The 22,847-nt window shown below is 71.0% G+C and carries 21 protein-coding genes; 8 read left to right on the top strand and 13 right to left on the bottom strand.

The features are described 5' to 3' along the window. Positions 1-75: 75 nt before the first annotated feature. Both ABEA87_RS28880 and ABEA87_RS28875 read left to right on the top strand, forming a co-directional pair. Entirely contained in the window at positions 76-750 is a 675-nt protein-coding gene (locus ABEA87_RS28880) for a response regulator transcription factor (protein ID WP_345634905.1), read from the top strand. Positions 751-871: 121 nt separating this feature from the next. After that, on the top strand, positions 872-1,516 hold the full coding sequence (locus ABEA87_RS28875) for a hypothetical protein (protein WP_345634903.1): 645 nt from the start codon (positions 872-874) through the stop codon (positions 1,514-1,516). Here ABEA87_RS28875 and ABEA87_RS28870 read toward each other — a convergent pair. Continuing rightward, the gene (locus ABEA87_RS28870) at positions 1,486-2,010 is read right to left on the bottom strand and encodes a methylated-DNA--[protein]-cysteine S-methyltransferase (protein ID WP_345634902.1); all 525 of its coding nucleotides are present in this window, start codon (positions 2,008-2,010) and stop codon (positions 1,486-1,488) included. The genes ABEA87_RS28875 and ABEA87_RS28870 overlap by 31 nt on opposite strands. A 248-nt stretch (positions 2,011-2,258) precedes the next feature. Between ABEA87_RS28870 and ABEA87_RS28865 the strand changes: the two genes are divergently transcribed. Further along, entirely contained in the window at positions 2,259-3,812 is a 1,554-nt protein-coding gene (locus ABEA87_RS28865; RefSeq protein WP_345634900.1) for a catalase, read from the top strand. Positions 3,813-4,040: 228 nt separating this feature from the next. Here the strand turns inward: ABEA87_RS28865 and ABEA87_RS28860 are convergent, their stop codons facing one another. Both ABEA87_RS28860 and ABEA87_RS28855 read right to left on the bottom strand, forming a co-directional pair. Then, complete coding sequence (locus tag ABEA87_RS28860; RefSeq protein ID WP_345634898.1) at positions 4,041-4,475, bottom strand: hypothetical protein; 435 nt, start codon at positions 4,473-4,475, stop codon at positions 4,041-4,043. A gap of 80 nt (positions 4,476-4,555) precedes the next feature. Beyond that, positions 4,556-5,908, bottom strand: coding sequence for an extracellular catalytic domain type 1 short-chain-length polyhydroxyalkanoate depolymerase (locus ABEA87_RS28855; protein ID WP_345634896.1), 1,353 nt, complete (start codon positions 5,906-5,908; stop codon positions 4,556-4,558). Between the two features lie 739 nt (positions 5,909-6,647). On the opposite strand from ABEA87_RS28855, the gene ABEA87_RS28850 reads away from it, so the two are divergent. Then, on the top strand, positions 6,648-7,274 hold the full coding sequence (locus ABEA87_RS28850) for a hypothetical protein (RefSeq protein ID WP_345634894.1): 627 nt from the start codon (positions 6,648-6,650) through the stop codon (positions 7,272-7,274). Between the two features lie 92 nt (positions 7,275-7,366). After that, positions 7,367-8,221, top strand: a complete 855-nt coding sequence (locus ABEA87_RS28845) for an alpha/beta fold hydrolase (RefSeq protein ID WP_345634892.1) — start codon at positions 7,367-7,369, stop codon at positions 8,219-8,221. 25 nt (positions 8,222-8,246) lie between these two features. Here ABEA87_RS28845 and ABEA87_RS28840 read toward each other — a convergent pair whose 3' ends face one another. From ABEA87_RS28840 to ABEA87_RS28815, 6 genes are read right to left on the bottom strand one after another with little or no spacing between them, the layout of a single operon-like run. Beyond that, positions 8,247-9,644 carry a tryptophanase gene (locus ABEA87_RS28840; RefSeq protein WP_345634890.1) on the bottom strand — a complete coding sequence of 466 codons (1,398 nt, stop codon included), beginning with the start codon at positions 9,642-9,644 and terminating at the stop codon, positions 8,247-8,249. After that, positions 9,644-10,801: a tryptophan dimethylallyltransferase family protein gene (locus tag ABEA87_RS28835; RefSeq protein ID WP_345634888.1), complete on the bottom strand. Its 1,158-nt coding sequence runs from the start codon at positions 10,799-10,801 to the stop codon at positions 9,644-9,646. Before ABEA87_RS28835 ends, ABEA87_RS28840 begins: the two co-directional genes overlap by 1 nt. Positions 10,802-10,845: 44 nt before the next feature. Further along, a complete protein-coding gene (locus tag ABEA87_RS28830; RefSeq protein ID WP_345634886.1) occupies positions 10,846-11,406 on the bottom strand; it encodes a GTP-binding protein in 561 nt (186 codons plus the stop codon). A gap of 21 nt (positions 11,407-11,427) precedes the next feature. Continuing rightward, positions 11,428-11,793, bottom strand: coding sequence for a DUF742 domain-containing protein (locus ABEA87_RS28825; RefSeq protein ID WP_345634885.1), 366 nt, complete (start codon positions 11,791-11,793; stop codon positions 11,428-11,430). A gap of 10 nt (positions 11,794-11,803) precedes the next feature. Beyond that, positions 11,804-12,211 (bottom strand): roadblock/LC7 domain-containing protein, encoded by a 408-nt coding sequence (locus ABEA87_RS28820; protein WP_345634884.1) that lies wholly within the window; start codon positions 12,209-12,211, stop codon positions 11,804-11,806. After that, positions 12,211-14,736 (bottom strand): sensor histidine kinase, encoded by a 2,526-nt coding sequence (locus tag ABEA87_RS28815; RefSeq protein ID WP_345634882.1) that lies wholly within the window; start codon positions 14,734-14,736, stop codon positions 12,211-12,213. Before ABEA87_RS28815 ends, ABEA87_RS28820 begins: the two co-directional genes overlap by 1 nt. Positions 14,737-15,318: 582 nt before the next feature. On the opposite strand from ABEA87_RS28815, the gene ABEA87_RS28810 reads away from it, so the two are divergent. Then, positions 15,319-16,290, top strand: a complete 972-nt coding sequence (locus ABEA87_RS28810; protein ID WP_345634880.1) for a methylenetetrahydrofolate reductase — start codon at positions 15,319-15,321, stop codon at positions 16,288-16,290. A 7-nt stretch (positions 16,291-16,297) separates the two neighbouring features. On the opposite strand, the gene ABEA87_RS28805 is transcribed toward ABEA87_RS28810, so the two are convergent. Beyond that, complete coding sequence (locus ABEA87_RS28805) at positions 16,298-17,932, bottom strand: DUF7507 domain-containing protein (RefSeq protein WP_345634878.1); 1,635 nt, start codon at positions 17,930-17,932, stop codon at positions 16,298-16,300. An 81-nt stretch (positions 17,933-18,013) separates the two neighbouring features. Between ABEA87_RS28805 and ABEA87_RS28800 the strand changes: the two genes are divergently transcribed. Beyond that, entirely contained in the window at positions 18,014-18,553 is a 540-nt protein-coding gene (locus ABEA87_RS28800) for an IPT/TIG domain-containing protein (RefSeq protein WP_345634877.1), read from the top strand. A 21-nt stretch (positions 18,554-18,574) separates the two neighbouring features. Here ABEA87_RS28800 and ABEA87_RS28795 read toward each other — a convergent pair whose 3' ends face one another. From ABEA87_RS28795 to ABEA87_RS28785, 3 genes are all read right to left on the bottom strand, one after another. Further along, positions 18,575-19,924, bottom strand: a complete 1,350-nt coding sequence (locus ABEA87_RS28795; protein WP_425570972.1) for an RNA polymerase sigma factor — start codon at positions 19,922-19,924, stop codon at positions 18,575-18,577. Positions 19,925-19,927: 3 nt separating this feature from the next. Next, complete coding sequence (locus tag ABEA87_RS28790) at positions 19,928-20,299, bottom strand: YciI family protein (protein WP_345634873.1); 372 nt, start codon at positions 20,297-20,299, stop codon at positions 19,928-19,930. Between the two features lie 220 nt (positions 20,300-20,519). Next, entirely contained in the window at positions 20,520-21,362 is an 843-nt protein-coding gene (locus tag ABEA87_RS28785; protein WP_345634871.1) for a hypothetical protein, read from the bottom strand. Between the two features lie 470 nt (positions 21,363-21,832). Here ABEA87_RS28785 and ABEA87_RS28780 point away from each other — a divergent pair, with 470 nt between their 5' ends. Continuing rightward, positions 21,833-22,795, top strand: coding sequence for a glycoside hydrolase family 26 protein (locus ABEA87_RS28780; RefSeq protein WP_345634869.1), 963 nt, complete (start codon positions 21,833-21,835; stop codon positions 22,793-22,795). Positions 22,796-22,847: the final 52 nt, after the last annotated feature.

Raw genomic sequence — 22,847 nt, 5'->3', positions numbered from 1 at the left:
GGCGGTCCGCGCGGAGCCCGGCGCACGGCCGGCGGTGTTCGCGGTGCCCGGCGCCGAGCCGGCGGGTGAGCCCGCGTGAGCGCCGGGATCCGGGTGCTGCTCGCCGACGATCAGGAACTGGTGCGGGACGGCATAGCGATGATCCTCGGCGCGCAGCCGGACATCGCCGTGGTGGCCGAGGCGGCGGACGGCACCGAGGCGGTCGAGGCCGTCCGCCGGCATCGCCCCGAGGTCGCCCTGCTCGACGTCCGGATGCCGGCGATGGACGGGATCGAGGCCGCCCGGCTGATCTGCGCCCGGACCGAGTGCCGGGTCATCATGCTGACCACCTACGACCGCGACGAGTATGTCTACGACGCGCTCTACGCCGGGGCCAGCGGGTTCCTGCTGAAAAGCGTGCGCCGGGACGACCTCGTGCACGCCGTACGGGTGGTGGCGGCCGGCGAGTCGCTGCTGGCCCCGACGGTCACCACGCGGCTGATCGCCGACCTGATCCGGCACCGGCCGCGCGAGGGCAGCGGCCCGGCGCGGCGGCTGGACGTGCTGACCGGCCGCGAGCGGGAGACCCTGCGGCTGCTCGGGCGCGGACTGTCCAACGCGGAGCTCGCCGCCGCACTGACGGTCAGCGAGCACACGGTCAAGACGCACGTCAGCAACGTGCTGACCAAGCTGGGCCTGCGCGACCGGGTGCAGGCGGTCATCGTCGCGTACGAGACGGGCCTGATCACGCCGGGCGGCCCGGTGGCCTGAGCGCGGCAGCTCGGTCGCGCGAGGGAGCGGCCCGCTAAAGCTCCCTCGCACCGGCGATGCCTTCCGGCCCGGCGAACCCGCAGGATCGGGTTCGACCATTCGAGGACGGAAAGGCTTTCCAGTGACCAGAATCGCCTACCTGGGCGCGCCCCTGTTGCTGCTGGGCTACGGCGTCGCCCATCTGATCGACGGCCTGGACGGCAGCCATGGCCCGGGGCCGGCCTGGACCATCGGGCACCTGCTGTTCCTGGCGTCGATGCTGCTGTTCGTCGCCGTCCTGTTCGCCATGCGCGCCGCGCTGCCGGGTGGCCGGGCCGCGCGGGGCATCGCGGCGGGGGCGGTGGCGGTCGGCGTGGTGGGGCTCATCGCGTTCATCCGCGGCATTGCGGTCGACCTGATCGTCGGCCTGCGCTCCGCCGACCGCCCGGCGATGAACCGCCTGTACCCGCACTACGACTCGTTCCCCGGCGGCCTGCCCAAGGGGCTCACCTCGGCGCTGTCCACGTTGGGGCCGGTGTTCCTGATGATCGGCCTGCTCACGCTGAGCATCCAGCTCGCCGCCCTGCGGCCGCGCCGGCTGCGCTGGTGGAGTCCGGTACTGGCGGCCGCCGGGTTCGCCGCGATCTCGGCCGAACTGGACCTGCTGCCGCTCGGCGGGCTGCTCCTGCTCCTCGCCCTGGCGCCGCTGGCCCGGCGGGTACCGGCGGCCGGCGCGGCCGGTGCCACGGACGCCGGTCAGCCCACCCGCGCCGGCGCGGCGTCGTAGCCGGCGGGGGCGCAGTCCCGGCCCCGCTCGAAGTCGAGCAGGTACCGCTTGCGCTCGATGCCGCCGCCGTAGCCGGTCAGGTCGCCGCCCGCCCCGACGACGCGGTGGCACGGCACGATGATGCTCACGGGATTCTTGCCGTTGGCCAGGCCGACGGCCCGTGACGCGGTCGGCCGGCCGATCCGCTCGGCGAGCTGACCGTAGGAGACCGTTTCGCCGTACGGGATGTCGCCCAGCGCCGCCCAGACTACGCGCTGAAACGGCGTGCCCTGCTCCGCCAGCGGCAGGTCGAACGTGGTGCGCGCCCCGTCGAAGTACTCGGTGAGCTGCTCGATGACCCGGGCGAACGGCGCGGGGTCGCGCTCCCCGAACGTTTCGGGCGGCGGCTGGTGACGGTGCCGCTGCATGTACAGGCCGGCGAGCGCGCCGTCGGCGGCGACCATGGTCAGCGTCCCCAGCGGACTGTCTATCGCGGTGTGTACCCGATGCGACACGAGCGTTCCTTCCGTCGCGGATATCTTGTCGTACCTTCCAAGCATCTTCGCCGGTCGGGGCCGGGGCTGGCGGAAAACGGACAACGTCCTCCGCCGGGCTCGTCCTCCGGCGGACGCGGCTCCCGTCGGGCTCGTCCTCGGGCGGCTCGTCCTCTGGCGGGCTCGGCCGGAGTCTGCCGTCGTCGGGGTAGTGACGACAAGAACGGACTTCGGGGGTTTCGCGGCACCCGCGTGGCGGGAACGAACTCGTGATCCGAGGGAGGGAGTTCGCCGTGAGCGCGCAACAACGTCGGCCGACAACCACGGATGCGGGGATGCCCGTCGCCAGCGATGAGCACTCGCTGTCCATCGGCCCCAACGGCCCGTTACTGCTGCAGGACCACTACCTGATCGAGCAGATGGCCACCTTCAACCGCGAACGCATTCCGGAGCGGCAACCGCACGCGAAGGGTGGCGGCGCGTTCGGTGTGTTCCGGGTCACGCAGGACGTCAGCGACTTCACCCGGGCGGCGGTGTTCGCGCCCGGTACGCAGACCGACGTCCTCATCCGGTTCTCGACGGTCGCGGGCGAGCGGGGCAGCCCGGACACCTGGCGCGACCCCCGTGGGTTCGCGGTCAAGTTCTACACCAGCGAGGGCAATCTCGACGTCGTCGGGAACAACACACCGGTGTTCTTCATCCGGGATCCGATGAAGTTCCAGCACTTCATCCGCTCGCAGAAGCGCCGCGCCGCGAACAACCTGCGGGACCACGACATGCAGTGGGACTTCTGGACCCTCTCGCCAGAGTCGGCCCACCAGGTGACGTGGTTGATGGGCGATCGGGGGATCCCGCGCACCTGGCGGCACATGAACGGCTACTCGAGCCACACCTACATGTGGATCAACGCGGGGGGCGAGCGGTTCTGGGTGAAGTACCACTTCAGGACCGACCAGGGCGTCGAGTTCTTCACGCAGGACGAGGGCGACCAGATGGCCGCCGTCGACACCGACTACCACCAGCGTGACCTCTACGAGCACATCGAGGCCGGGGACTTCCCCAGCTGGACGCTGCACATGCAGATCATGCCGTTCGAGGACGCGAAGGCGTACCGGTTCAACCCCTTCGACCTGACCAAGGTGTGGCCGCACGGCGACTACCCGCTACGGGAAGTGGGCCGGCTCACCCTTAACCGCAACGTCACCGACTACCACACCGAGATGGAGCAGGCCGCGTTCGAACCCAACAACCTGGTGCCCGGCACCGGATTGTCGCCGGACAAGATGCTGCTCGCCCGGGGATTCAGCTACAGCGACGCGCACCGGGCTCGGCTGGGCGTGAACTACCGGCAGATCCCGGTGAACCGGCCACGGGTGGAGGTGAACAGCTACGCCAAGGACGGCGCGATGCGCGTGCAGAACGTCACCGACCCGGTCTACGCGCCCAACTCCTACGGTGGGCCGAAGGCTCAGGCGGAGCTGACCGACGACGGGGGCCACTGGTACGCGGACGGGGAGATGGTTCGCGCCGCGTACACCCTGCGTCCGGATGACGACGACTGGGGCCAGGCCGGCACCCTGGTGCGCGAGGTGCTCGACGACGCGGCCCGCCGGCGACTGGTGAGCAACATCGCCGGTCACCTACTCAACGGGGTGAGCGAGCCGGTTCTCGTGCGCGCGTTTGAATACTGGCGCAACGTCGACAAGGACCTCGGCGACCAGGTCGAGGCGCAGGTGCGCGCCAAGCAGGAGCAGGGGGAGAAGGACCCGAAGGCCGCCGGGCAGGGCAATCCGGCCCGGTCGAGCATGCGGGCGAAGGCCTGACCCTTCGGCGACGAGCTGCCGTGGCGCCCCGCCCCCTCCGGGGCGTCACGGTTTCGCCCGCGCCAGAGTCTCGCCCGCGCCAGAGTCTCGCCCGCGCCAGAGTCTCGACCGCGCTGGCCAGCCACCGCGGTAGGTCATCGACGCGGTGAAGGCGACCTCCCAGGGAAACGGTGGCCGCGCAGCAGGGCGCGGCGAGGGCGGTCACCATCCGCGTGGCCGGCGCGGGCGTCACGCGTCGCCGATCCCGAAAGCCGGACCGTCCTCGTCGTGGATGTCGCGCCGGACGAGCCCGAAGTTCCGGCCGAACTCGATGGGGTGCTCGAGGTGCAGGGCGGTGAAGGGCTCCGTCGCCATGGGCGTGAGGTCTTCACCGATGGAGTATCCGGTGAGCACCACCGTGTCGTCCGGTCCCCGCTCATCGATCGTCGCGAGCCCCGCGCGGCCAGGCTCCCACGAGCCGGAGATGGTCGTGCTGTACCGGACCTCGACAACGCCGACCTCCGGGCAGGTCCAGGTGAACCGGCCGACGGATATGCCCCCGGCGGCGTTCTCGTACGTGCTCCAGCCGTTGCCGTCGGCACGGAACGCCAACGAGTACGACTCCATCGACCCGTAGTCGTACGGGCGGCTGTCCCACAGCCCGACCAGTTCCGCTGCGATCATCGCGCCATCCTCGCAGCGGCGGGGCCACGGTGTTGGCCGGGGGCGGCGGGATCCGGCAGGACGCCGGATCCCGCGCGCACTCACTGACAGGACATGGTCGGGTTGCCGTTGCTGCCGTTCCAGCTGCCGGTGAAGCCGAAGCTGGTGCTGGCGTTGGCACCGAGGGTGCCGTTGTAGCTGAGGTTGCGGGCGGTCACGCTCGAACCGCTCTGGGTGTAGCTGGCGTTCCAGAGCTGGGTGATGGCCTGGCCGCTGGGGAACGTCCAGGACACCTGCCACGAGCTACGCGCGGCGGAACCGTTCTGGACGTTGATATTGGCCTGGAAGCCGCCCGGCCACTGGCTGACCACGCTGTAGGTGGCGGTGCAGCCGCCGGTCGGTGGCGGGGTGGGGCTGCTGGGCGGGGGAGAGTTGGGCGGGGGAGAGGTGGGCGGCCGGGACGTCGGCGGGGTCGTCGGGGGAGTGGTGGGTGGGGTGGTCGGCGGCGAGGTGGGCCCACTGTTGCTGTTCAGGCCGAGGAAGCTGATGGCGTACGCCACCATGCCGCTCCTGGGCAGTTCGTGACCGGCGCCCGCGACGCTGATCCCCTCCACCGGCGCCATGGTGCTGTTGGTGCCGTACCGGGTGCGGGTCCAGCCGGACTGCGGCGAGTCGGTGGACACCGGGGTCTGGCTGACCCCGTTGAGGTTGGTCCACTGTTTGATCTCTTCGCCGAAGTTGTTGTAGTTCAGCGTGGTGTCCGCGGTGCCGTGCCACAGCTGCATGCGCGGGTACGCGCCGCTGTAGCCGGGATCCATCGAGCGGGCCAGGTCGCCCCACTGCTGGGCGGTCTTGATGGTCTGACCACCGGAGCACTGGCTGTTCCAGGTGTTCGTGCTGCTGCCGGTCGCGAAGCACCCGGCCGGTACGCCCATGAAAGCGGCGCCGGCCTTGAACACGTCCGGGTACTCGGCGGCCATCACGTCGGTCATCATCGCGCCGGAGGACACGCCGCTGACGAAGACCCGGCTGGGGTCGACGTTGTACCTCGACTTCGTGTAGTTGACCATCGACATGATGCCGACCGGGTCGCTGCCGCCACCCCGGGTCAGCGCCTGCGGCGAGTACACGTCGAAGCACTGGCCGCTGCGGGTGGCCTCGGGGAACACGATGATGTACCCGTACTGGTCGGCCGCCGTCACGTAGTCGTGGAAGTAGCCGCTGTACAGGGCCGAGGCGGTGCCGGTGCAGTAGTGGATGGCGACCAGCAGCGCGGGGCGGGGTGCGACGTTGTTCGGCACGTAGATGTACATGTTGAGGTTGCTGGGGTTGGTGCCGAAGTTGGTGACCTGCGTGAGCGAGGCCGCGGCCGCCGGTCTGGCGCCCAGGAGCACGGCCGCGGCGACTATGGGCATCACCGCCGCGGCCGCCAGGGCCTTCAGGGTTCTCTTCATGGTTGTCCTTTCCGCAGTGGGACGCTGCCGCGCACGGCAGCCGATGGGCGCGGGGCGGCGACGGAGCCCCGACGCGGCACGACGCGGCACACAGCGGTCGTGGCGCGCCCACACATCGGTTGCGGTGCTGCCGGCCGATCTGGCGCTGGGGCCGGATCGCCGGTGGGGGTGGGACGGTCCGTCGAAACGGGCCCGGACCGGCGGCTCGCGTGGTTGCCCTCCACGCGCCGCCGTCGCCCCGGCAGACCGCCGTCTATATAGAAACATTTCTCTGTAGCGACCGCAATATTTCGATTCCCCGGATGCCGTGACGGCCGGCGGACCGGGCCGCGCGCGTAGGCGGCCGGTCGCCGGATGATCCCTGGTCGAACGGGGATTTCGCGGCCGGGCGGGCGGTGACCTGAGCGGGGCGCCGGGGTACCCGGTGCCGTACCGGCGCGGGCCGGCCGGGCGAGATCGGGGCGTGGCTCGGGCGCGGATCCTCGAAATTTTTCGGAAATTATCGGGAACAGATTCGGGGAACGGCGGCCACCCCGAACCGGCGTCCGCCACTCCAGCGCCACGAGCGGCGCGAGGGCCGGCGTCACGCCGGGGCCGGGTCGGCGCCGACGTCGCGCCGGAGCCGCGTCTGGCGCCGACGTCGCGCCGGAGCCGCGTCTGGCGCTGACGTCGCGCCGGAGCCGCGTCCGGGGATCCCGGGGAAGGGGTCCGGGGCGGGGGGTCCGGCATGATGGTGCGCATGGAGTCGACGTCCGACGGCGAGGAGGCGCCGCGCGGTTACCGGCGCTCGGCGGGGTCGGCGCGAGGCGAGGCGAGGCGCCGGGACCTGCTGGAGCGGGTGACCGATGACCTCGCCGCCAACGGCCTGGTGGACTTCTCGCTACGCCGGGCCGCCCGGGCGGCCAACACCACCCACAAGGTGCTGCTGTACTACTTCGACGGCGCCGACGACCTGCTCGGCCAGGCGATGTTCCGGCTGCGGGAGCGGCGCATCGACAACGGGCTGGCCGCGACGGCCCGAGGGCATTCGACGCTGGCCGCCAGGGTGCGCGCGATCTGGCCCGTGCTGATGAGCGACGAGTTGGGGCTGCGCGCCATCGACCAGGGCGTCGGCCTGATGATGTACGACCCGGCGCGCTACGCGCGGCTGGCCCGGGAGGGCTCGCGGCAGTACCTTCCCCCGCTGCTGGCGATCTGTCCGCCGGGCTGGTCCGACCGGCGCAAGTTGGAGGTCGCGGAGCTGATCCTGGCGACCATGCGGGGCTTCCTGGTGGATTGGCGGACCACCGGCGAGACCGAGGGGATCGAGGCCGGGCTCGATGCCCTGGTCCGCGCGTTGGAGCGCGAGGAGGCCGCGGAGGGGTAGCCGGATCGGGCCGCGCGCTCGATGGACACGAATGCGAACCGCATGGTTCACTTGCCTCGGCGGGCGAGTCCGATCCACGTGGGGGGCGGAGCATGCGGAAGGTCGTTGAGCTGTCGGCCGGGCCGATCGAATATGAGGACAACGGCGAGGGTCCCGGCCCCACCGTCGTGCTGCTGCACGGGCTGCTGATGGACTCCTCGCTCTGGCACGGGACGAGCGGCGAGCTGTCCCGCGATCACCGGTGCGTCGTGCCGACGCTGCCGATGGGCGCGCACCGTCGCGCGGTCAACGCCGACGCCGACCTGTCCCTGCCCGGCATCGCCCGGCTGGTCGCGGAGTTCCTCGAGCGCCTCGACCTGCGCGACGTCACGCTCGTCGGCAACGACACCGGCGGGGCGCTGGTCCAACTGCTCATCCGCGAAGGCGCCGCCCGGGTCGACCGGATCGCGCTGGTCTCGTGCGAGGCGTTCGACAACTTCCCGCCGGGGCTCACCGGCCGGACGCTCATGCTCACAGGCAAGCTGTCGCCCTGGGCGTTCGGGCTGTTCATGCAGCAGATGCGGCTGCGGGCGGTGCGCCGGCTGCCTATCGCGTTCGGGTGGCTGACCAGGCGTGGAGACCTCGACACCGCCCGGTGGATGCGGCCGATCCTGACCCAGCCCGAGATCCGCCGGGACACCGTGCGGCTGCTGCGCGCCGCGGCGGCGCGGCCGGACCTGCTGCGCGACTCGGCCGGCTGGCTGCCGGAGTTCACCCGCCTCGCCCTGGTGGTCTGGGCGGGCGACGACCGGGTGATGCCCTTCGAGCACGGCGAGCGGCTGGCCGGCCTGTTCCCGCGTGGCCGCTACGCCGTGGTGGACGACAGCTACACGCTCATACCGCTGGACCAGCCGAAGAAGCTGGCCGAGCTGATCCGGCGGTTCACCCACGAGGATCCGGACGCGTGAGCCGGGCTGGCCGTCGGGGATCGGGTCACGTCCCGGCGCTCACCGGTTCCAGCCGTACCTTGAAATGGCGCAGCAGGGGCGGCGCCGACACGATGCGGTACCCGGTGACCCGTTCCGGGTCCTTGGCGATGTCGGCGAGCGTGGCCGCGACGTACTCGAGGTGGGTGTCGGTGTACACCCGGCGCGGGATGGCCAGCCGCACCAGTTCGAACGGCGCGGGCGTGACCAGCCGGTGCTCGTCGTCCAGGGTGCCCAGGTAGAGCGACCCGAGTTCGGCGCACCGGATGCCGCCGTCGAGGTAGAGCTGGCACCCGAGTGAGTGGCCCGGAAACCGCTCCGGGGACAGGTGCGGCAGCAGCCGGCCGGCGTTGAGGTACAGGGCGTGGATGCCGGCCGGTTGTACGGTGTCCACCCCGGCCTCGTTGATGAGCCGCGCCAGCCGCGCGGTGGACGCGGCGCGTGCCCGCAGGTACGCGGGATCGACCACCTCACGCAGGCCCCGGGCCAGTCGCTCCAGGTCGTGGCCGGCAAGTCCGCCGTAGGTGGAGAAGCCCTCGGTGGCGATGAGGTTCGCCTCGCACGCCGCGTGCAGTTGCCGGTCGCGCAGGCCGATGAACCCGCCGACCGCCGACAGCCCATCCTTCTTCAGGCTCACCACGCACCCGTCGGCGTACTGGAACGCCGCCGTGGCGATGCGCCGGGGCGTCCAGTCCCGGTACTCCGGCTCGCGCGTGTGCACCAGCCACGCGTTCTCGGCGAACCGTGCCGCGTCGAGGAAGAACGGCACCCGGTGGCGGCGGCACAGCTCGCTCGTGGCCCGCAGGTTGGCCATGGACACCGGCTGCGCGCCGAGGCCGTTGTTGGTGATGGTCATCAGGACCAGCCCGACCCGGCCGCCGTTCGGCCCCGCCAGGGCGCGCTCCAACGCCGCCAGGTCGATGTTGCCCTTGAACGGCTCCGCGCTGTCGAGGTCGGCCGCCTCGGGGCAGGGCAGGTCACGCGCCTGCGCGCCGACCAGTTCGACGTTGGCGTGGGTGGTGTCGAAGTGGGTGTTGCTCAAGCAGATCTGGCCGGGCTTGAGCAGGCTGCCGAACAGCACCCGTTCGCCGGCGCGGCCCTGGTGCACCGGCAGAATGAACGGGTACCCGGTGAGGTCGGTCACCTCGTCGTGGAAGCGGAACCAGGAGCGCGCACCCGCGTAGGACTCGTCGCCCAGCGCCGCGGCCCCCTCCTGGGCGTCGGACGTGGCGCCGGTGCCGGAGTCGGACAGCAGGTCGATGGTGATCTGGTCGGCGCGGAGGTTGAACGGGTTGTACCCGGCCGCCTCGATCGCCTCCCGTCGCTGTTTCGCGTCCAGGAACGCGATCGGTTCGACCACCTTGATCCGGTAGGGCGGCAGCACCGGCTCAAATTCCCGGACCATCACTCACTCTCCGATCTGTTCGCGCACAACGGCCGAGGCTCGCCGCGTCCCGGTTCGCCGACCGCCATCGGGCGGCGCGGCGGGAAGACCCGGTACGCCTCGGTGGACAGATAGACGGTCACGCCCGGTCGGGGCGGCCCCAGCCGCAGCGAAACGTGCGCGATCAGCCCGACACCGGCGTGCAGCGGCCGGCGGGTCAGCCCGGCAATCGCCCGTTCGAGCACCGAAGCGTCGAACCCGTACCGGGACAGCAGCGCGCTGACCCGGTCGTACGCCTCGGCGTCGTGGTCGACGTAGCTGCGGATCGGGACGTAGACGCTGTACCCGGCCGGTCCCCGCGCCCCGCCGAGGAAGGTGTAGCTGCCCACCAGCGGCCGGCGGGCGAACGTCTCCGTCCCGCCGCCGGCCAGCGCGCAGAATTCGGCGACCTCGTCCGGGTCGATACCGTCGACCGCGCCAGCGGCGGCCACGACATCCCGCGCCTGCGCGTCGTGGTGGCTCAGGTAGACCTTCACCCGGGCGTGCGGCCCGTCATGCAGGTCGAGCGCGAAGAACGCCAGCCGGTCCAGCCGCCCCAGTTCGCCGGGTCGGGTCGCGCGCTGGCGCACCGCCCGGCACGACGGGCCCAGGCCGAGCCGCTCCATGGCCTCGGTCACCAGGCCCGGCGCCTCGTCGACTCCCCGGATCTCCGGATTGAAGTACACCTTGAACTCGGGCCGCCGGCCGGGCCCGAACGCCAGGGACTGCCAGATCCCGAAACCATTGGGCGGGTCGGCCGCGGCGAACACCTCGTGGACCCGCTCGAACCGGGACAACGGAAGGCCGAACTCGGCGGCCCGCGCCCGAACGAACCGCCGCGCGGCGGACAGGTTCGCCGCCCCGCTCGGCACCGGGGCCAGTGCCTCGCCGAGGACTCGCAGGGTGGGGCGCTCGTTTTCGTTGAAGGCGATGGAGAATTCGACCGGCGTACCGTCGTCGGCCACGCTGGACGGCCAGGCCGGCGGCCGGGACAGCGGGCGCAGCGCGGAGGGCCCGAGCAGGTCGGTCAGCAGGGCCCGGGCCGGTCGGGAGTCCGTGTCGACGAGCTCGCACAGATACACCAGCTGACGATCGAGAAGCTCGGAAAGAGACAAGGCGGGGTCCAGGTTTGTCTCCACTCACGGTCTCCACTCGGGGTGTCGGGGGGCCTGGTCGGGTCCTGTTACCTGCCGGAGGGGGCCTGCGTCGGCAGTTGGGACATCGTGTGCCGGATCAGCCTGATCAGGGCCTGCTTGCTGGAGTCGCGTTCCCGGGCGTCGCACCACACCAGCGGGGTGGCCGGGTTCAGCCGCAGCGCGCCGCGGATCTCATCCTCGCTGTACAGGCGCTCGCCGAAGAACATGTTGGAGGCGACGACGAACGGGATTCGGCGCCGTTCGAAATAGTCGATGGCGGCGAAGCTGCTGTCCAGACGCCTGGTGTCGACCAGCACGATCGCGCCGATCGCGCCCCGGGCCAACTCGTCCCACATGAACCAGAACCGGTCCTGTCCGGGGGTGCCGAACATGTACAGGACGATGTCCTCGTTGACGGTGATGCGTCCGAAGTCCACCGCCACCGTGGTGGTGGTCTTGTCCTTCACCCCGGCCAGGTCGTCCACCCCGACGCTGGCCTGAGTCAACACCTCCTCCGTGGTCAAGGGGGCTATCTCGCTGACCGCCGACACCAACGTCGTCTTGCCGGTGCCGAAGCCGCCCGCTACAACGACCTTGACTGATTTCAATGCTTATCAGTCCCCTGTTGTCTATAGTTCCTGCAGCCGGACCAGAATCTTCTCGAGGACTTCGAGGTCCGTGGACGTCTCCTCGGCCGGCGACCCGACGGCCAGGAATCCCTGTTCGAGCAGGACGTCGACGAACAGCTTCGTCGCGGTGAGCGGGTAGCGAAGGTGAGCGGCTATCTCCGCGACCGAGGTCCAGGTCCGGCAGCGCCGCACGACCGCCTGGTACTCCGCCTCCAGCGCCTGCGGGTTCGCGCCCAGCGCGACCACCTGGGTGGCCAGATCCAGGCCGGCGTTGCGGGTCCGGGTGCGCCCGTTGACGAGCACGTACAGCGGCACGAACCGCCCCGAGCCCCCGTCGTCGTCGCCGTACCATGCGTCACGACTCATCGGCGGTGCCTCACGGACCGTTGGGTGTCGGGGCCCCGACGCGCGCGTCGGAGCCGAGGTACTGACCGATGCGGGTCACCAGGCGACTCATCTCGTACGCCACCGTCCCCATGTCGACGGCCTGGTCGCACAGCACGGCCAGCCGGCCGTTGCGCCCGGCTGCCGCCACGAACAGGCTCTGGTCGTGGTACTCGGTGATGATCTGCTCGACCGGCCCGCTGCTGAACTGTCTACCGATGCCGCTGGCGAGGCTGTAGAGCGAGGAGGCCGCGGCGGCGAGCAGTTCGGCGGCGTCCCGCGGCAGCAGCGTCGACTTCTGGATGACCAGCCCGTCGGTGGACAGGACGACGGCGTGTAGCACGCCCGGGACCTTCACCAGCTCGTCCAGGGTCCAGGTCAGATCACTGTGCGCGTCCATCATGCGGTCCCGTTCTGGTCATCGCCGGTGGGTGGGTTGCCGTTGCCTGATCGCCCCGCCTGCCAACCCTTCTGGTACTGCGCGAACCGGGACCGGGTCTCCTCCGGTGACCGGGTCGGCTCGTCCGGCGCCGCCGGGTCGGTCTGGTCGCGCAGCTCCGGCGCGAGGTGCTGCTGGGGCTGCCGCTCCGGCAGGCGCGGCCGGGGGGAGGGCGAGGGGCTGGGCGGGGTGCCGCCGGCCCGGTAGGCGGGGGGCGCGGGTCGCGGTGGCTCCGGGGCGGCGGCGCCGTGCCGGTGATGGCCGTTCACCGTGCCGTTCGGGCGATCGCCGCGAGCGTCCTGGCTCATCTGGACGAAGGGAATCGGCCGGGTGGAGCCGTTGGTGTCGGACCGGCCGGCGGGAGCCGGCGGCGGCGACACGGGGCGCATCCCGTGCTGGCCGAAGCCGAGCATCGACCCGGGCGGCGGCAGCAGCGGAACGCTCGGCTGGGCGCCGGCCAGCGGCGCTCCGGCGGCGGCCAGCGACGGCTCCGGGTCCGGCTCCGGCGCGGGGTCCGAGTCGGGGGCGATCAGCCGGTCCGGCAGCAGCACGACCGCGAGCAGCCCGCCGTACGCGGAGGTGCGCAGGGTCACCTGGATGCCGGCGCGCTTGGCCAGCTCCGCCACCACCCACAGGCCGATCTGCGCGCCGTCCTTCAGCGCCGCCACGTCGGGCGTCGGCGCGGTGGCCAGCAGCTCGTTCGCGCGGTCCAGGTCGTCGGGCAGCATGCCCACCCCGGCGTCCTCGATCTCGATCACCACTCCCCGGGTGGCCCGGGTGCAGTTGACCCACACCGTCGAGGTGGGCGGCGAGAACGCGAGAGCGTTGTCGAACAGCTCGGCGAGCAGGTGGGTGGTACCGGCGACCGCGCTGCCGACGAGCGCCACGTCCACGGTGGGGCGCAGGGTGATGCGCTGGTACTGCTGGGTCTCGCCCATGGTGGCCAGCAGCACCCGCCGCAGCCCGACCGGCTTGTGGAAGCGCCGGCCGGTCTGCCCTCCGGCGAGGATGATGAGGTTCTCCAGGAACCGCCGGGCCTGGGCGAGTTGGTGGTTGACGTCGAACAGCTGCGCCAGCACCCGCTCGTCGCCGATCGCGGTCTGCAGGTTCTCGATGACCTGCAGACCGTGCTGGAGCGGGCGCTGTGGCCGGCGCGCGACGCCCATCAGCATCGCCAGGCCGGCGGCCCGGGTGGTGGCCTCGTCGGCCGCCGCGCCGACGGCCCGCTGCAGCGACCGGTTCAGCACGGCGGCGAGCTGACCGATTTCGTCGCTGCCGTAGTCCTGGGTGGGCAGTTCGATGGCGGGGTCGGCCTTCTCGCGCCGGCGCAGCCGGGCCATCATCTCCGGCAGCCGCTGGTCCACCACCGCTGCCGCGTCCCGGCCCAGCTGAGCCAGGCGCACGGACAGCGCGCGATCGACCAGTACCTGCGACTGGCGCAGCGCCCACACGATCGCGCCCACCGCGATGGCCAGCGCGACCAGGCTGCCCAGCAGCGCGGTGAGCAACTGGTTGTCGCCGGTGTGCAGTGCCTGGGCGGACACCTCGTCGGCCTGCGCGACGGTCAGGTCGACGAGGGCGACGGAGACCTGGGTGGTCAGCGTGTCCCAGCTGGCCGCGTCGACCTCCAGGTCCGCCGGCACCGTGCCGGACCACCGGCCGCCGTCGATGACCGCGTTCTCCGCGTTGACCAGCCGCTTCCACGGGTCGCCCGCGATGGTCTGCGCGTACCGCCGGCGCACGTCCGGCCGCAGGTGCGGTGCGACGTCGGTCAGTTCGGCGTGGTAGGCCCCGACCAGGCCGACGAACTGGAGGTAGTCGCCCTCGCTGAGGGTGTGCGAGCCGAAGGCGCCGGTGACGAGCGAGCCGGCGCGCGACATCTGGTCGGTGGCGCGGAAGATCTCGGTCGCCGAGATGCCGCCCTGGGCGGCGGTGGCGTCGGGTACCACCCGGGCCTGGGTGTCGAACAGGTCGGTCGCCGAGTCGAGCAGGCCGTTGTAGAAGTCGTAGACCTGCTGCCGGTCGGCGGTACCGGAGTCAATCTTGCTGCGGATCCCGGGAAGCTGGTCCAGGTGCTGGGTCAGCGTCTTCCACCGGGTCTTGATGGACGCGGGGGCCAGCGACAGCGCCGAGTTGGCCACGGTACGCAGCGTGGACAGCCGCTGGTCGGTCTGCCGCCGCTGGTCTATCAGGCCCTGCATGCCTACCGAGGGCTTGGCGAGGTACGCGACGCTCAGCCGCCGCTCCTGCTGAATCGAGGACAGGCCGGTGACCGCCGGGATCGAGACCTGCCGGACCGTGCTGGCCACCTCGCGGTCGTAGAAGCCCGAGAAGACCAGGTACCCGGACGCCGCCAGCCACAGCACCACGGCCACCACACTGGGGATGAGCACGAGCCGGACGACGCGCCGCTTGATGGATGTCTGCTGACCGCCGCGCCGGCTCGACTCTGCCGGCCGATGCCCGTCATCGGAATCAGGTTGCACGCTCACGACGCTCCGATCGTCTTCGCCGGTGTTCGGTTCGGCAGACGCCGGGCACCCGCGCGTGCGCCCGACACGGCCGGTCTGATTCGCGGCCCCGTTCGTGCCCGGTCGGGCGTGGTCCGACGACCGTGCGAACGGGGTGGCCGCATGATCCACGCCGGCACGGGGGCACACGTTACAGGCATATGCCGGTCATGTCACCACCGGAGGCGATGCTAGGGGTAAATCGTAAATATCCTGCTTAGCTGCGGTCCGACCGCCGCGCACCCGGCTGACCAGGGGCGATACCGCGCCCGGTACGGGGGCGAAACGATCGCAACGGCGGCCACGTATCGACATCGTTCGGGACCGGCCCCGCGTAACGGTGAAATCGGGGCTTCCCCGGCGCCGCCCCCACCGGGTGCCGTGCGGTCGGTCCGCTCGGTACCGGACCGGGGACCGGCGCCGTTCGCGACCACCGACTCCGCTCACCGCGGCGATCGCACTGCGGCGATCGCACCGCGGCCCTCGTAGCGCGGCCCTCGTAGCGCGGCCATCGCGGCGGCGAGCCGGTGGCTCGACGCGTTCGTTAGGGTCTACGTCATGGTGGAGCATGGCGGAACCTCGACCGTCGCACCCGAGGGCGGAATCGGCCAGGCCGCCCGACGGCCGCCCCTGCGGACGATGCTGGCCGACGCACACAGCGGCATGCTGCTGTTCGGCATCACGCCGCCCCGCCAGAGCGCCTCGGCCGAACAGGTGCGGGAGATCGCCGCCGTCACCGTGGCGCGGCTGGCTCCGCTGAACCTCGACGGTCTGGTGCTCTACGACATCGACGACGAGAGCGACCGCAATCCGGTGCGGCGCCCGTTCCCGTACCTGCCGTGCGTGGACCCCGCCGTCTTCCACGCCGAGCACCTCGAGCGGTGGGATCGCCCCGTGATCATTTACCGGTGCGTGGGCAAGTACCCGGAGCCGGAGCTGCGCGACTGGCTGCGCTCGGCGGACCCCGACCAGATCCTCAGCGTGTTCGTGGGTGCGTCCTCGCGACACAAGACCGTGCACACCCCGTTGTCACGGGCGCAGGAATTGCGCCGCGAGGTCCGGCCCGACCTCCTGCTCGGCGCGGTGACCATCACCGAGCGCCGGGACGAGCACCTGCGGATGGTGGCCAAGCAGGCCCAGGGCTGCGGATATTTCGTCTCCCAGGTGACGTACAACGTCGACGCGACCAAGAGCGTGCTGTCGGACTACTTCTACACCTGCCGCGACCAGGGGATTCCGGTGCGCCCGGTGCTGTTCACGCTGTCGGTGTGCGGATCGGTCAAGACCCTGGCGTTCCTGCAGTGGCTGGGGGTCGACGTGCCGCGGTGGCTGGAGAACGCGCTGCGCAACGCCGCCGACCCGCTGGCCGAGTCGTACGACCAGTGCCTGGCCAACGCCCGCGAACTGATCGCGTTCTGCCGCCGCCTGGGCATGCCGTTCGGTTTCAGCGTGGAGAGCGTGTCGATCCGCAAGGTGGAGATCGAGGCGTCGGTCGCCCTGGCCGGGGAGTTGCGCGCGCTGCTGTCCTGAGCCGCGGTCAGTGGGTGCGCCTGCGGTTCAGCGCGAAGGCGGTCCCCAGGAGCACCAGCCCGCCGCCCGCCGCGACCAGGCCGGCCACCACGATCCGGGTCAGGCTGCGGCCGGTGACCGGCAGGGAGCCGGAGCCGACGGCGACGCTCGCGGTGGATGGTGGCGAGGTGACCGTACCGCCGGACGGATCGGTGGCGGTCACGACGGCGGTGTCGGAGATGCGGCGGGCGTCGAGGTCGGCCTTGGTCACCGGGTAGTGGGAGGTGCAGGTCATGTCCTGGGCGGGCGCGAGGACGGTCGCGGGGCAGGCGATGGCCGGCTGCGGGCCCGTACCGGAGAAGAGGGTCTCGGCGACCCGCACCCCGGTGAGCGTGACGTTGCCGTTGTTGAGCACCCGGAACGAGTAGGTGACCTGCTGGCCGGCGGCGGTGACGGCGGTCGGCTCCGCCGACTTCACCAGCGACAGCGACGGCGCGGCGGTGATGTCGAGGGCGGCGTCCGAGGGCGGCGTGGCGATCGAGCCGTCGCCCGGTACGGTCGCGTTCGCGGTGGCGGTGTTGGTCACGCCTCCGGCGTCCACGTCCGCCTGCGTGACGAGGTACGTGCCGGTGCAGGTGGTCTGCTCGCCGGCGGCCAGGGTGGTGTCGGGGCAGGTGATGGCCGGCGGCGTACCGGTGCCGCTGAAGGCGCTGTCGAAGACCAACACGCCGGTCAGGATCCCGTCGCCGCTGTTGGTCACCACGTACCGGTAGGTCACCCGCTGCCCGGCCGCGGACACGATGGCCGGATCGGCGAGCTTGGTGAGCGCCAGACCCGGGCTGATGTCGGTGTCCACCACGACGAAGGACGGCGGCGAGGTGGTGGCGGTGCCGTCGGCCCCGGTGCCGGTGGCGGTGGCGGTGTTGGTGAGACCGCCGGCGGCGATGTCGGCCGAGGTGACGGTGTAGGTGCCGGCACAGGTGGTCGACGCCTCGGGGGCCAGCGTGGTGATCGGGCAGGTGACGGCCGGCGGGGTGCCGGTGCCGCTGAACGCGGTTTCGGTGATGACCAGGCCGCTGACGGTGACGGTGCCGTTGTTGATGACCAGGAACGAGTAGGTGATCACCTGCCCGGCGGCGGTCACCGTACTAGGGATCGCGGACTTGACCAGGCTCAGCGACGGGGCGGCGGTGATGTCGACGGTGGCGGTGGACGGTGACGAGGTGGTGGCGGTGCCGTCGGGCGTGGTGCCGGTGGCGGTGGCGGTGTCGCTGATGGCGGTGCCGGCGTCGAGGTCGTCCTGGGTCACGCTGTACGTGCCGGTGCAGGTGACCTGGTCGCTCGGGGCGAGGGTGGGGTCCGGGCAGGTGATGACCGGTGGGGTGCCGGTGCCGGTGAAGTCGGTGTCGGCCACGGTCAGCCCGCTCAGGGTGACCTCGCCGGTGTTGGTCGCCACGAACTGGTAGGTGACCTGCTGACCGGCCGTGGACACGCTGGTCGGGATGGCGATCTTGGTCAGCGACAGCCCCGGCGCTCGGGTGCCCTCGGCGACGGCCGGCGCCGCGCCGGCCAGGGGCAACCAGCCGACGGCCAACAAGGCGGCGCCGATGGCCGGCAACCGGCCGGCCCGACAAAGTACGGACAATCCCCGTATACAGCTCACAAGGTGCATAGTAGGAACAAGCACAGGATTATGGGTGAGATCGCTCAACGTCTGGCTCGATCTCATACGGGGGAGAACACCATGGGACATCTTCGGCGGACATCATCAACGGCGTTGCTGGCGCTCGCGCTCGCGGGCCTGGCGAGCCTCGGCGCGGCACCCGCCAACGCGGCACCCGACGACCCGACCGTCCCGGCCGGCCCCGTCCCCACGCAGTCGGTCGAGCCCGCGCCGATAGTGGGGATCAACTCGATCGATCCGCAGTCCGGGTCGACGCAGGGCGGCTTCACCATCACGGTCACCGGAGTCGGGTTCGCGCCGGGCCAGACCGGCGTCCGGATCTGCGACATCGATCTCCCGCCGGCCAGTGTCCAGGTCGACTCGACGGGAGACACCCTCACCTTCACCGCCCCGGCGTGCGCGGCCGGACAGACCCAACTTCTCGTCAGCACACCGACGGGCGAGGCCTCGACGGTGTTCGACTATGAAGCCGAGGGTGCGCTTCCGGTCACCGGCAGCTCGATCGAGCTGCCGATCACGGCCGGTGCGGCCCTGGTCGTCGCGGGCGGGCTCGCGCTCCTGCTGACCCGCCGCAGGTCGCCGCGACCGCTCCAGCGCTGACCGGACCTACGCATCCGCGACCTACGCCTCCGCGGACGCGGGTCGGGCGTCGGGGTTCTCGGCGGCGGAGTTCTCGGTGCTGGCGGTTTCGGTGGCGGCGGTTTCGGTGCTGGCGGTTTCGTTGGCGGCGTTGTCGGCGGCGAGCCGGGCGGCCTGAGTGGCGAGGTATCGCCGCTCGGCCACGCTGGTGGCGCGCCGGGCGGCGGCCCGATAGTGCGCGAGCGCGCCCTCATGGTCACCGGAGCGCTCCAGCAGGTGCGCCCGTACCGCGTCGAGCCGGTGACCGCGGGTCAGGCGCTGGTCGGCGTCCAGCGGCTCCAGCAGCGCGAGCCCGGCCCGGGGTCCGTGCACCATCGCGGCGGCCACCGCGCGGTTGAGCGTCACCACGGGGTTGCCGGTCATCCGGTCGAGCATGCCGTACAGGGCGAGGATCTGCGGCCAGTCGGTGTCCTCAGCGCGCTCCGCCTCGCCGTGCAGCGCGGCGATCGCCGCCTGAAGCTGGTACGGGCCGAGCGGCGCGTGAGACATCGCCTCGGTGACCAGCGCGACGCCCTCGGCGATGGCGGCCCGGTCCCACCGCCGCCGATCCTGCTCGGCCATGGGAATCATCGCGCCGTCCGGGCCGGTGCGCGCCGGCCGCCGGGCGTCGGTGAGCAGCATGAGGGCCAGCAGCCCGGCGACCTCCCCGGCCGTGGGTACCAGCCGGTGCAGCAGGCGGGCCAGCCGGATCGCCTCGGTCGACAGCTCCACCCGGTCCGGCCGCGATCCGGACGTGCTCAGGTACCCCTCGTTGAAGACGAGGTACAGCACCTGGAGGACCACGTCCAGGCGGCCGGCCCGGTCGGGCGCGGGCGGCAGCTGGAACGGCATCCCGGACGCCCTGATCTGCTGCTTGGCGCGGGCGATGCGCTGGGCCATGGTCGGCTCGGGCACCAGGAAGGCGCGGGCGATCTCGGCGGTGGACAGGCCGCCGACGGCGCGCAGGGTCAGCGCGGCCTGTACCGGCGGCCGCAGCGCGGGATGGCAGCACAGGAACAGCAGCGTGAGCGAGTCGTCTCCGGCCGGACGGGCATCGGCAGCGGGTGTCACGAACTGGTCGACCGGGGTGCGACCGGCGGCCTGCGCCTCCCGGGCCCGGCGCGCCTGGTCGCCGCGCAGCTGATCGATCATGCGTCGGGAGGCGACCCGGATCAGCCAGGACGGGGGCTGTTCGGGTACCCCCTCGGCGGGCCACCGCAGCGCGGCGGCCAGCAGCGCCTCCTGCACCGCGTCCTCGGCGACGTCGAAGTGCCCGTACCGGCGCACCAGCGCGCCGAGGACCCGCGGCGCCAGCTCGCGCAGCAGGTCCTCGACGCCCCGATCGGGTGACAGCGCCTACTCCTGGATGCCGGGCATGCCGCTCATGATGGGTCGCACCTCGACGGTGTCGCCGACCGCGTCGACGACCCGGGCGGCGATGGCCATGGCCCGGTCGTGGCTGTCGCAGTCCACGATCGCGAAGCTGACCAGCACCTCCTTGGCCTCCGCGTACGGCCCGTCGCTGGCCGCCACGTCGCCCTCCCGTTTGCGCAGGGTGCGGGTCAGCGACGGGTCGGCCAGGCCCTCGGTGAGCACCAGTTCACCGGACTCGGTGAGCTCCTTGCCGAGGTCCGCGTAGAACTGGCACACCGCCTGGAACTCGGCGCTCGTGACATCCACCTCGGCCCAGGACACCTGGCTCGTGTACGCCAGCAGCATGTACTTCATAGTGGTCGACCCTCCCGGTTGATTGTTGCCCTTGGTTACCGGTACCTCGGAGCGGACACCGCCGTCTCGACACCCGGTGGGATTTTTTTGGCGGATTTTTTGGTGGGTGTCTCTTGGCGCGTTTCTCTTGGAAGGATGGTCGGGCTCGGCTGACGCGCCGGGCCGGCCCGCCGTGGTGTGGTGGGCCGGCCCGGTTGTCCGCTACTGAAGCTACGACGAGCTACGCGCAGCCGCTGAGCAGGCCGGTCACGAACGTGCAGCGCAGCGTCCGGTGGTTGTTGGACAGGTCCGGATCGTTCGTGCCGTCGATCTGGATGGAGATGCCGAACGTGCCGATGAGCAGCAGCCCCGGCTGGTAGTCGACCTCGAACCGGGCGCTGTGTGACGCGTCCATCGGCGCCTTCGTGCAGGTGGCCACCGATCCGTGGTGGTCACAGTCGAACCCGTCGGTGTCGTTGACGCGCACCACGCCGCCGAGCCAGGAATCGGCGCTCACCGTGACCTTCGCGTGCGGGTCCGAGGAGGGTCCGAGGTTCTCGGCGACGAAGGTGACCGCGAGCTTGCCGGCGTCGCGCCGGGCGTCGGCCGGCTTCACCTTCAGGTCGGCCCGGCCGTCGAGCACGGTGATGGTGAAGGTGGCGCTCGCCTGGACGATGCCGCCGACCACGACCTCGGCGGTGACGGTCTGGGTGGAATGCACGGCGGTGGCCAGCAGGGTGAAGGTGACGTTCTCCCCGCTGGCGGCGGAGGAGATCGGCACCTTGGTCTGGTACCCGGTGCCGCCGTCCGACGCGCAGGTCGAGGCGGTGACGGCGACCGGCGAGCCGGCGCAGGAGACCAGGTCGGTGTAGGAACTCAGATCGGTCGAGTGGATGCGGTAGACGCGTCCGGCGTTGTCCTGGTTGGTCGCGGTGAGCGTGACGTTGAACTGCTCACCGACGTGCGCCGTGATCGCGTTAGGACAGACGCAGAGCGTGGTGGCCCAGGCCAGGGCGGGACTCGCCACCGAAACCACGCCCACCATGGCGAGCGCGAGGACCGTGACGATGCGGCGTATGTGCATGCGGGACTCCATGAGCGAGTTGGATTGGCGGGGCCAGGCTTCGCCGGTGCGCCGTCGACCTGGCCGAGCGATGGACTGAACTCATTGGGCCCGATGAGTAAAAACCACTTTGTGGTGTATTTCGCGATTGTGCAAGCGGACTCGCGGGCCGGTCCGGCAATCGCATTTATCGGTTGCCCGGCGTCATCCGCCGCCGGTCAGCGGGTATTAGTGAACGCATTTCACTATTCACATTCCCGGCGGTCTGGTTCGCGCGTGCGATCGTGCTCGCGACGGTCTTGCCGTTGCGAAACCGTGTCGCGATGTGCCATCTCGCCGAATGGCGAGCGCAGCGTCGGAAGTCCGACATGACGATTGACCGGCCGGTTTGGAGAATCGGAACAGGACCTCTGAACACCACCCGCGCCCGGCCGGCGGAGGGAGTTGGATTCGGCGACGCGATACCGGAACGAGCACCAGGAGGCGCTGACATGACCGCTATGGTGAACCGGCGATTCGGCTGCTATTCGCCGACCCGGTCGAATGTCTACAACTTCGATACCCTCGAGCGCCAGGTCGGCCGCGCATTCAATGTCTATTCGACGTTCATCTCATTCGACAGCACGACGGTCACGCATTCCGAGATCCGGACCGCGTCGGATACCGGGCACGATATCCTGCTGGCCTGGCAGCCGTCCAGAACCGTCGGACTTCGCTTCAGCGACATCCTGGCCGGCAGCTATGACCGGTACATCGACGGCTGGTTCGATTTCCTCGCGGCATTCCCCACCACCGTATACATCCGCTTCGGCCACGAGATGAACGGCTCCTACACGCCGTGGAGCCCGCTGTACACCGGGGCCGTGGCGAGCAGCCAGTGCACCTCGCCGGCCCAGTTCGCGCAGGTCTGGCGCTACCTGGTCGCCCGGCAGCGGGCCAACAAGCGCGCGATCAATATCCGCTGGTACTTCTGTCCCAATGTCAACGACGTGCCGGTCAGAACGCCGTACCCGCTGGAGACGTTCTACCCGGGCAGTGCGTATGTCGATGTCGTCGGTTACGACAGCTACAACGGACTGAGCGGGCAGTGGTTGAGTCCGCTGCAGACGCTCGCCGGCAAGACCGGCACGACGGCGAATGCCTACGACCGCGTCGGCGCGCTGCGCCGCGACGCGGGTGTCTGGGTGGGCGAGACCGGGTGTGTGGACGCCGGCGACCCGAAGGACATCAACCCACCGGTCTACGACTCGCACAGCAAGGCGCAGTGGTGGACCGACCTGTTCGCGATCGGCGACGATCTGCCGAGGCTCACGACCATCTGTTTCTTCAACGAAACGGGTTCCCGCAATTGGCGCTTCGACTCCAGCCCGCAATCGCTGGCCAGCTTCCAACGTAACTTCGCGAACCGCATGGGTCGGCCCGTTACCCGAAGCCGCAGCATCGGCGGACGCTGATTGAATTCGCCGTACCATCCGCGCCGGACGCACACCGGCGTGACCGTCGCTG

Source organism: Rugosimonospora acidiphila (genome assembly GCF_039543385.1).
Lineage (GTDB): Bacteria > Actinomycetota > Actinomycetes > Mycobacteriales > Micromonosporaceae > Rugosimonospora > Rugosimonospora acidiphila.
This window is presented reverse-complemented; position numbering and strand designations above follow the sequence as displayed.

Coding starts and splice junctions, on each gene's coding strand:
- ABEA87_RS28800 (WP_345634877.1), top strand. CDS start 18,014: ATGGGACATCTTCGGCGGACATCATCAACGGCGTTGCTGGCGCTCGCG.
- ABEA87_RS28860 (WP_345634898.1), bottom strand. CDS start 4,475: ATGATCGCAGCGGAACTGGTCGGGCTGTGGGACAGCCGCCCGTACGAC.
- ABEA87_RS28790 (WP_345634873.1), bottom strand. CDS start 20,299: ATGAAGTACATGCTGCTGGCGTACACGAGCCAGGTGTCCTGGGCCGAG.
- ABEA87_RS28820 (WP_345634884.1), bottom strand. CDS start 12,211: ATGGACGCGCACAGTGATCTGACCTGGACCCTGGACGAGCTGGTGAAG.
- ABEA87_RS28780 (WP_345634869.1), top strand. CDS start 21,833: ATGACCGCTATGGTGAACCGGCGATTCGGCTGCTATTCGCCGACCCGG.
- ABEA87_RS28840 (WP_345634890.1), bottom strand. CDS start 9,644: ATGGTCCGGGAATTTGAGCCGGTGCTGCCGCCCTACCGGATCAAGGTG.
- ABEA87_RS28785 (WP_345634871.1), bottom strand. CDS start 21,362: ATGCACATACGCCGCATCGTCACGGTCCTCGCGCTCGCCATGGTGGGC.
- ABEA87_RS28845 (WP_345634892.1), top strand. CDS start 7,367: ATGCGGAAGGTCGTTGAGCTGTCGGCCGGGCCGATCGAATATGAGGAC.
- ABEA87_RS28825 (WP_345634885.1), bottom strand. CDS start 11,793: ATGAGTCGTGACGCATGGTACGGCGACGACGACGGGGGCTCGGGGCGG.
- ABEA87_RS28850 (WP_345634894.1), top strand. CDS start 6,648: ATGGAGTCGACGTCCGACGGCGAGGAGGCGCCGCGCGGTTACCGGCGC.
- ABEA87_RS28810 (WP_345634880.1), top strand. CDS start 15,319: ATGGTGGAGCATGGCGGAACCTCGACCGTCGCACCCGAGGGCGGAATC.
- ABEA87_RS28855 (WP_345634896.1), bottom strand. CDS start 5,908: ATGAAGAGAACCCTGAAGGCCCTGGCGGCCGCGGCGGTGATGCCCATA.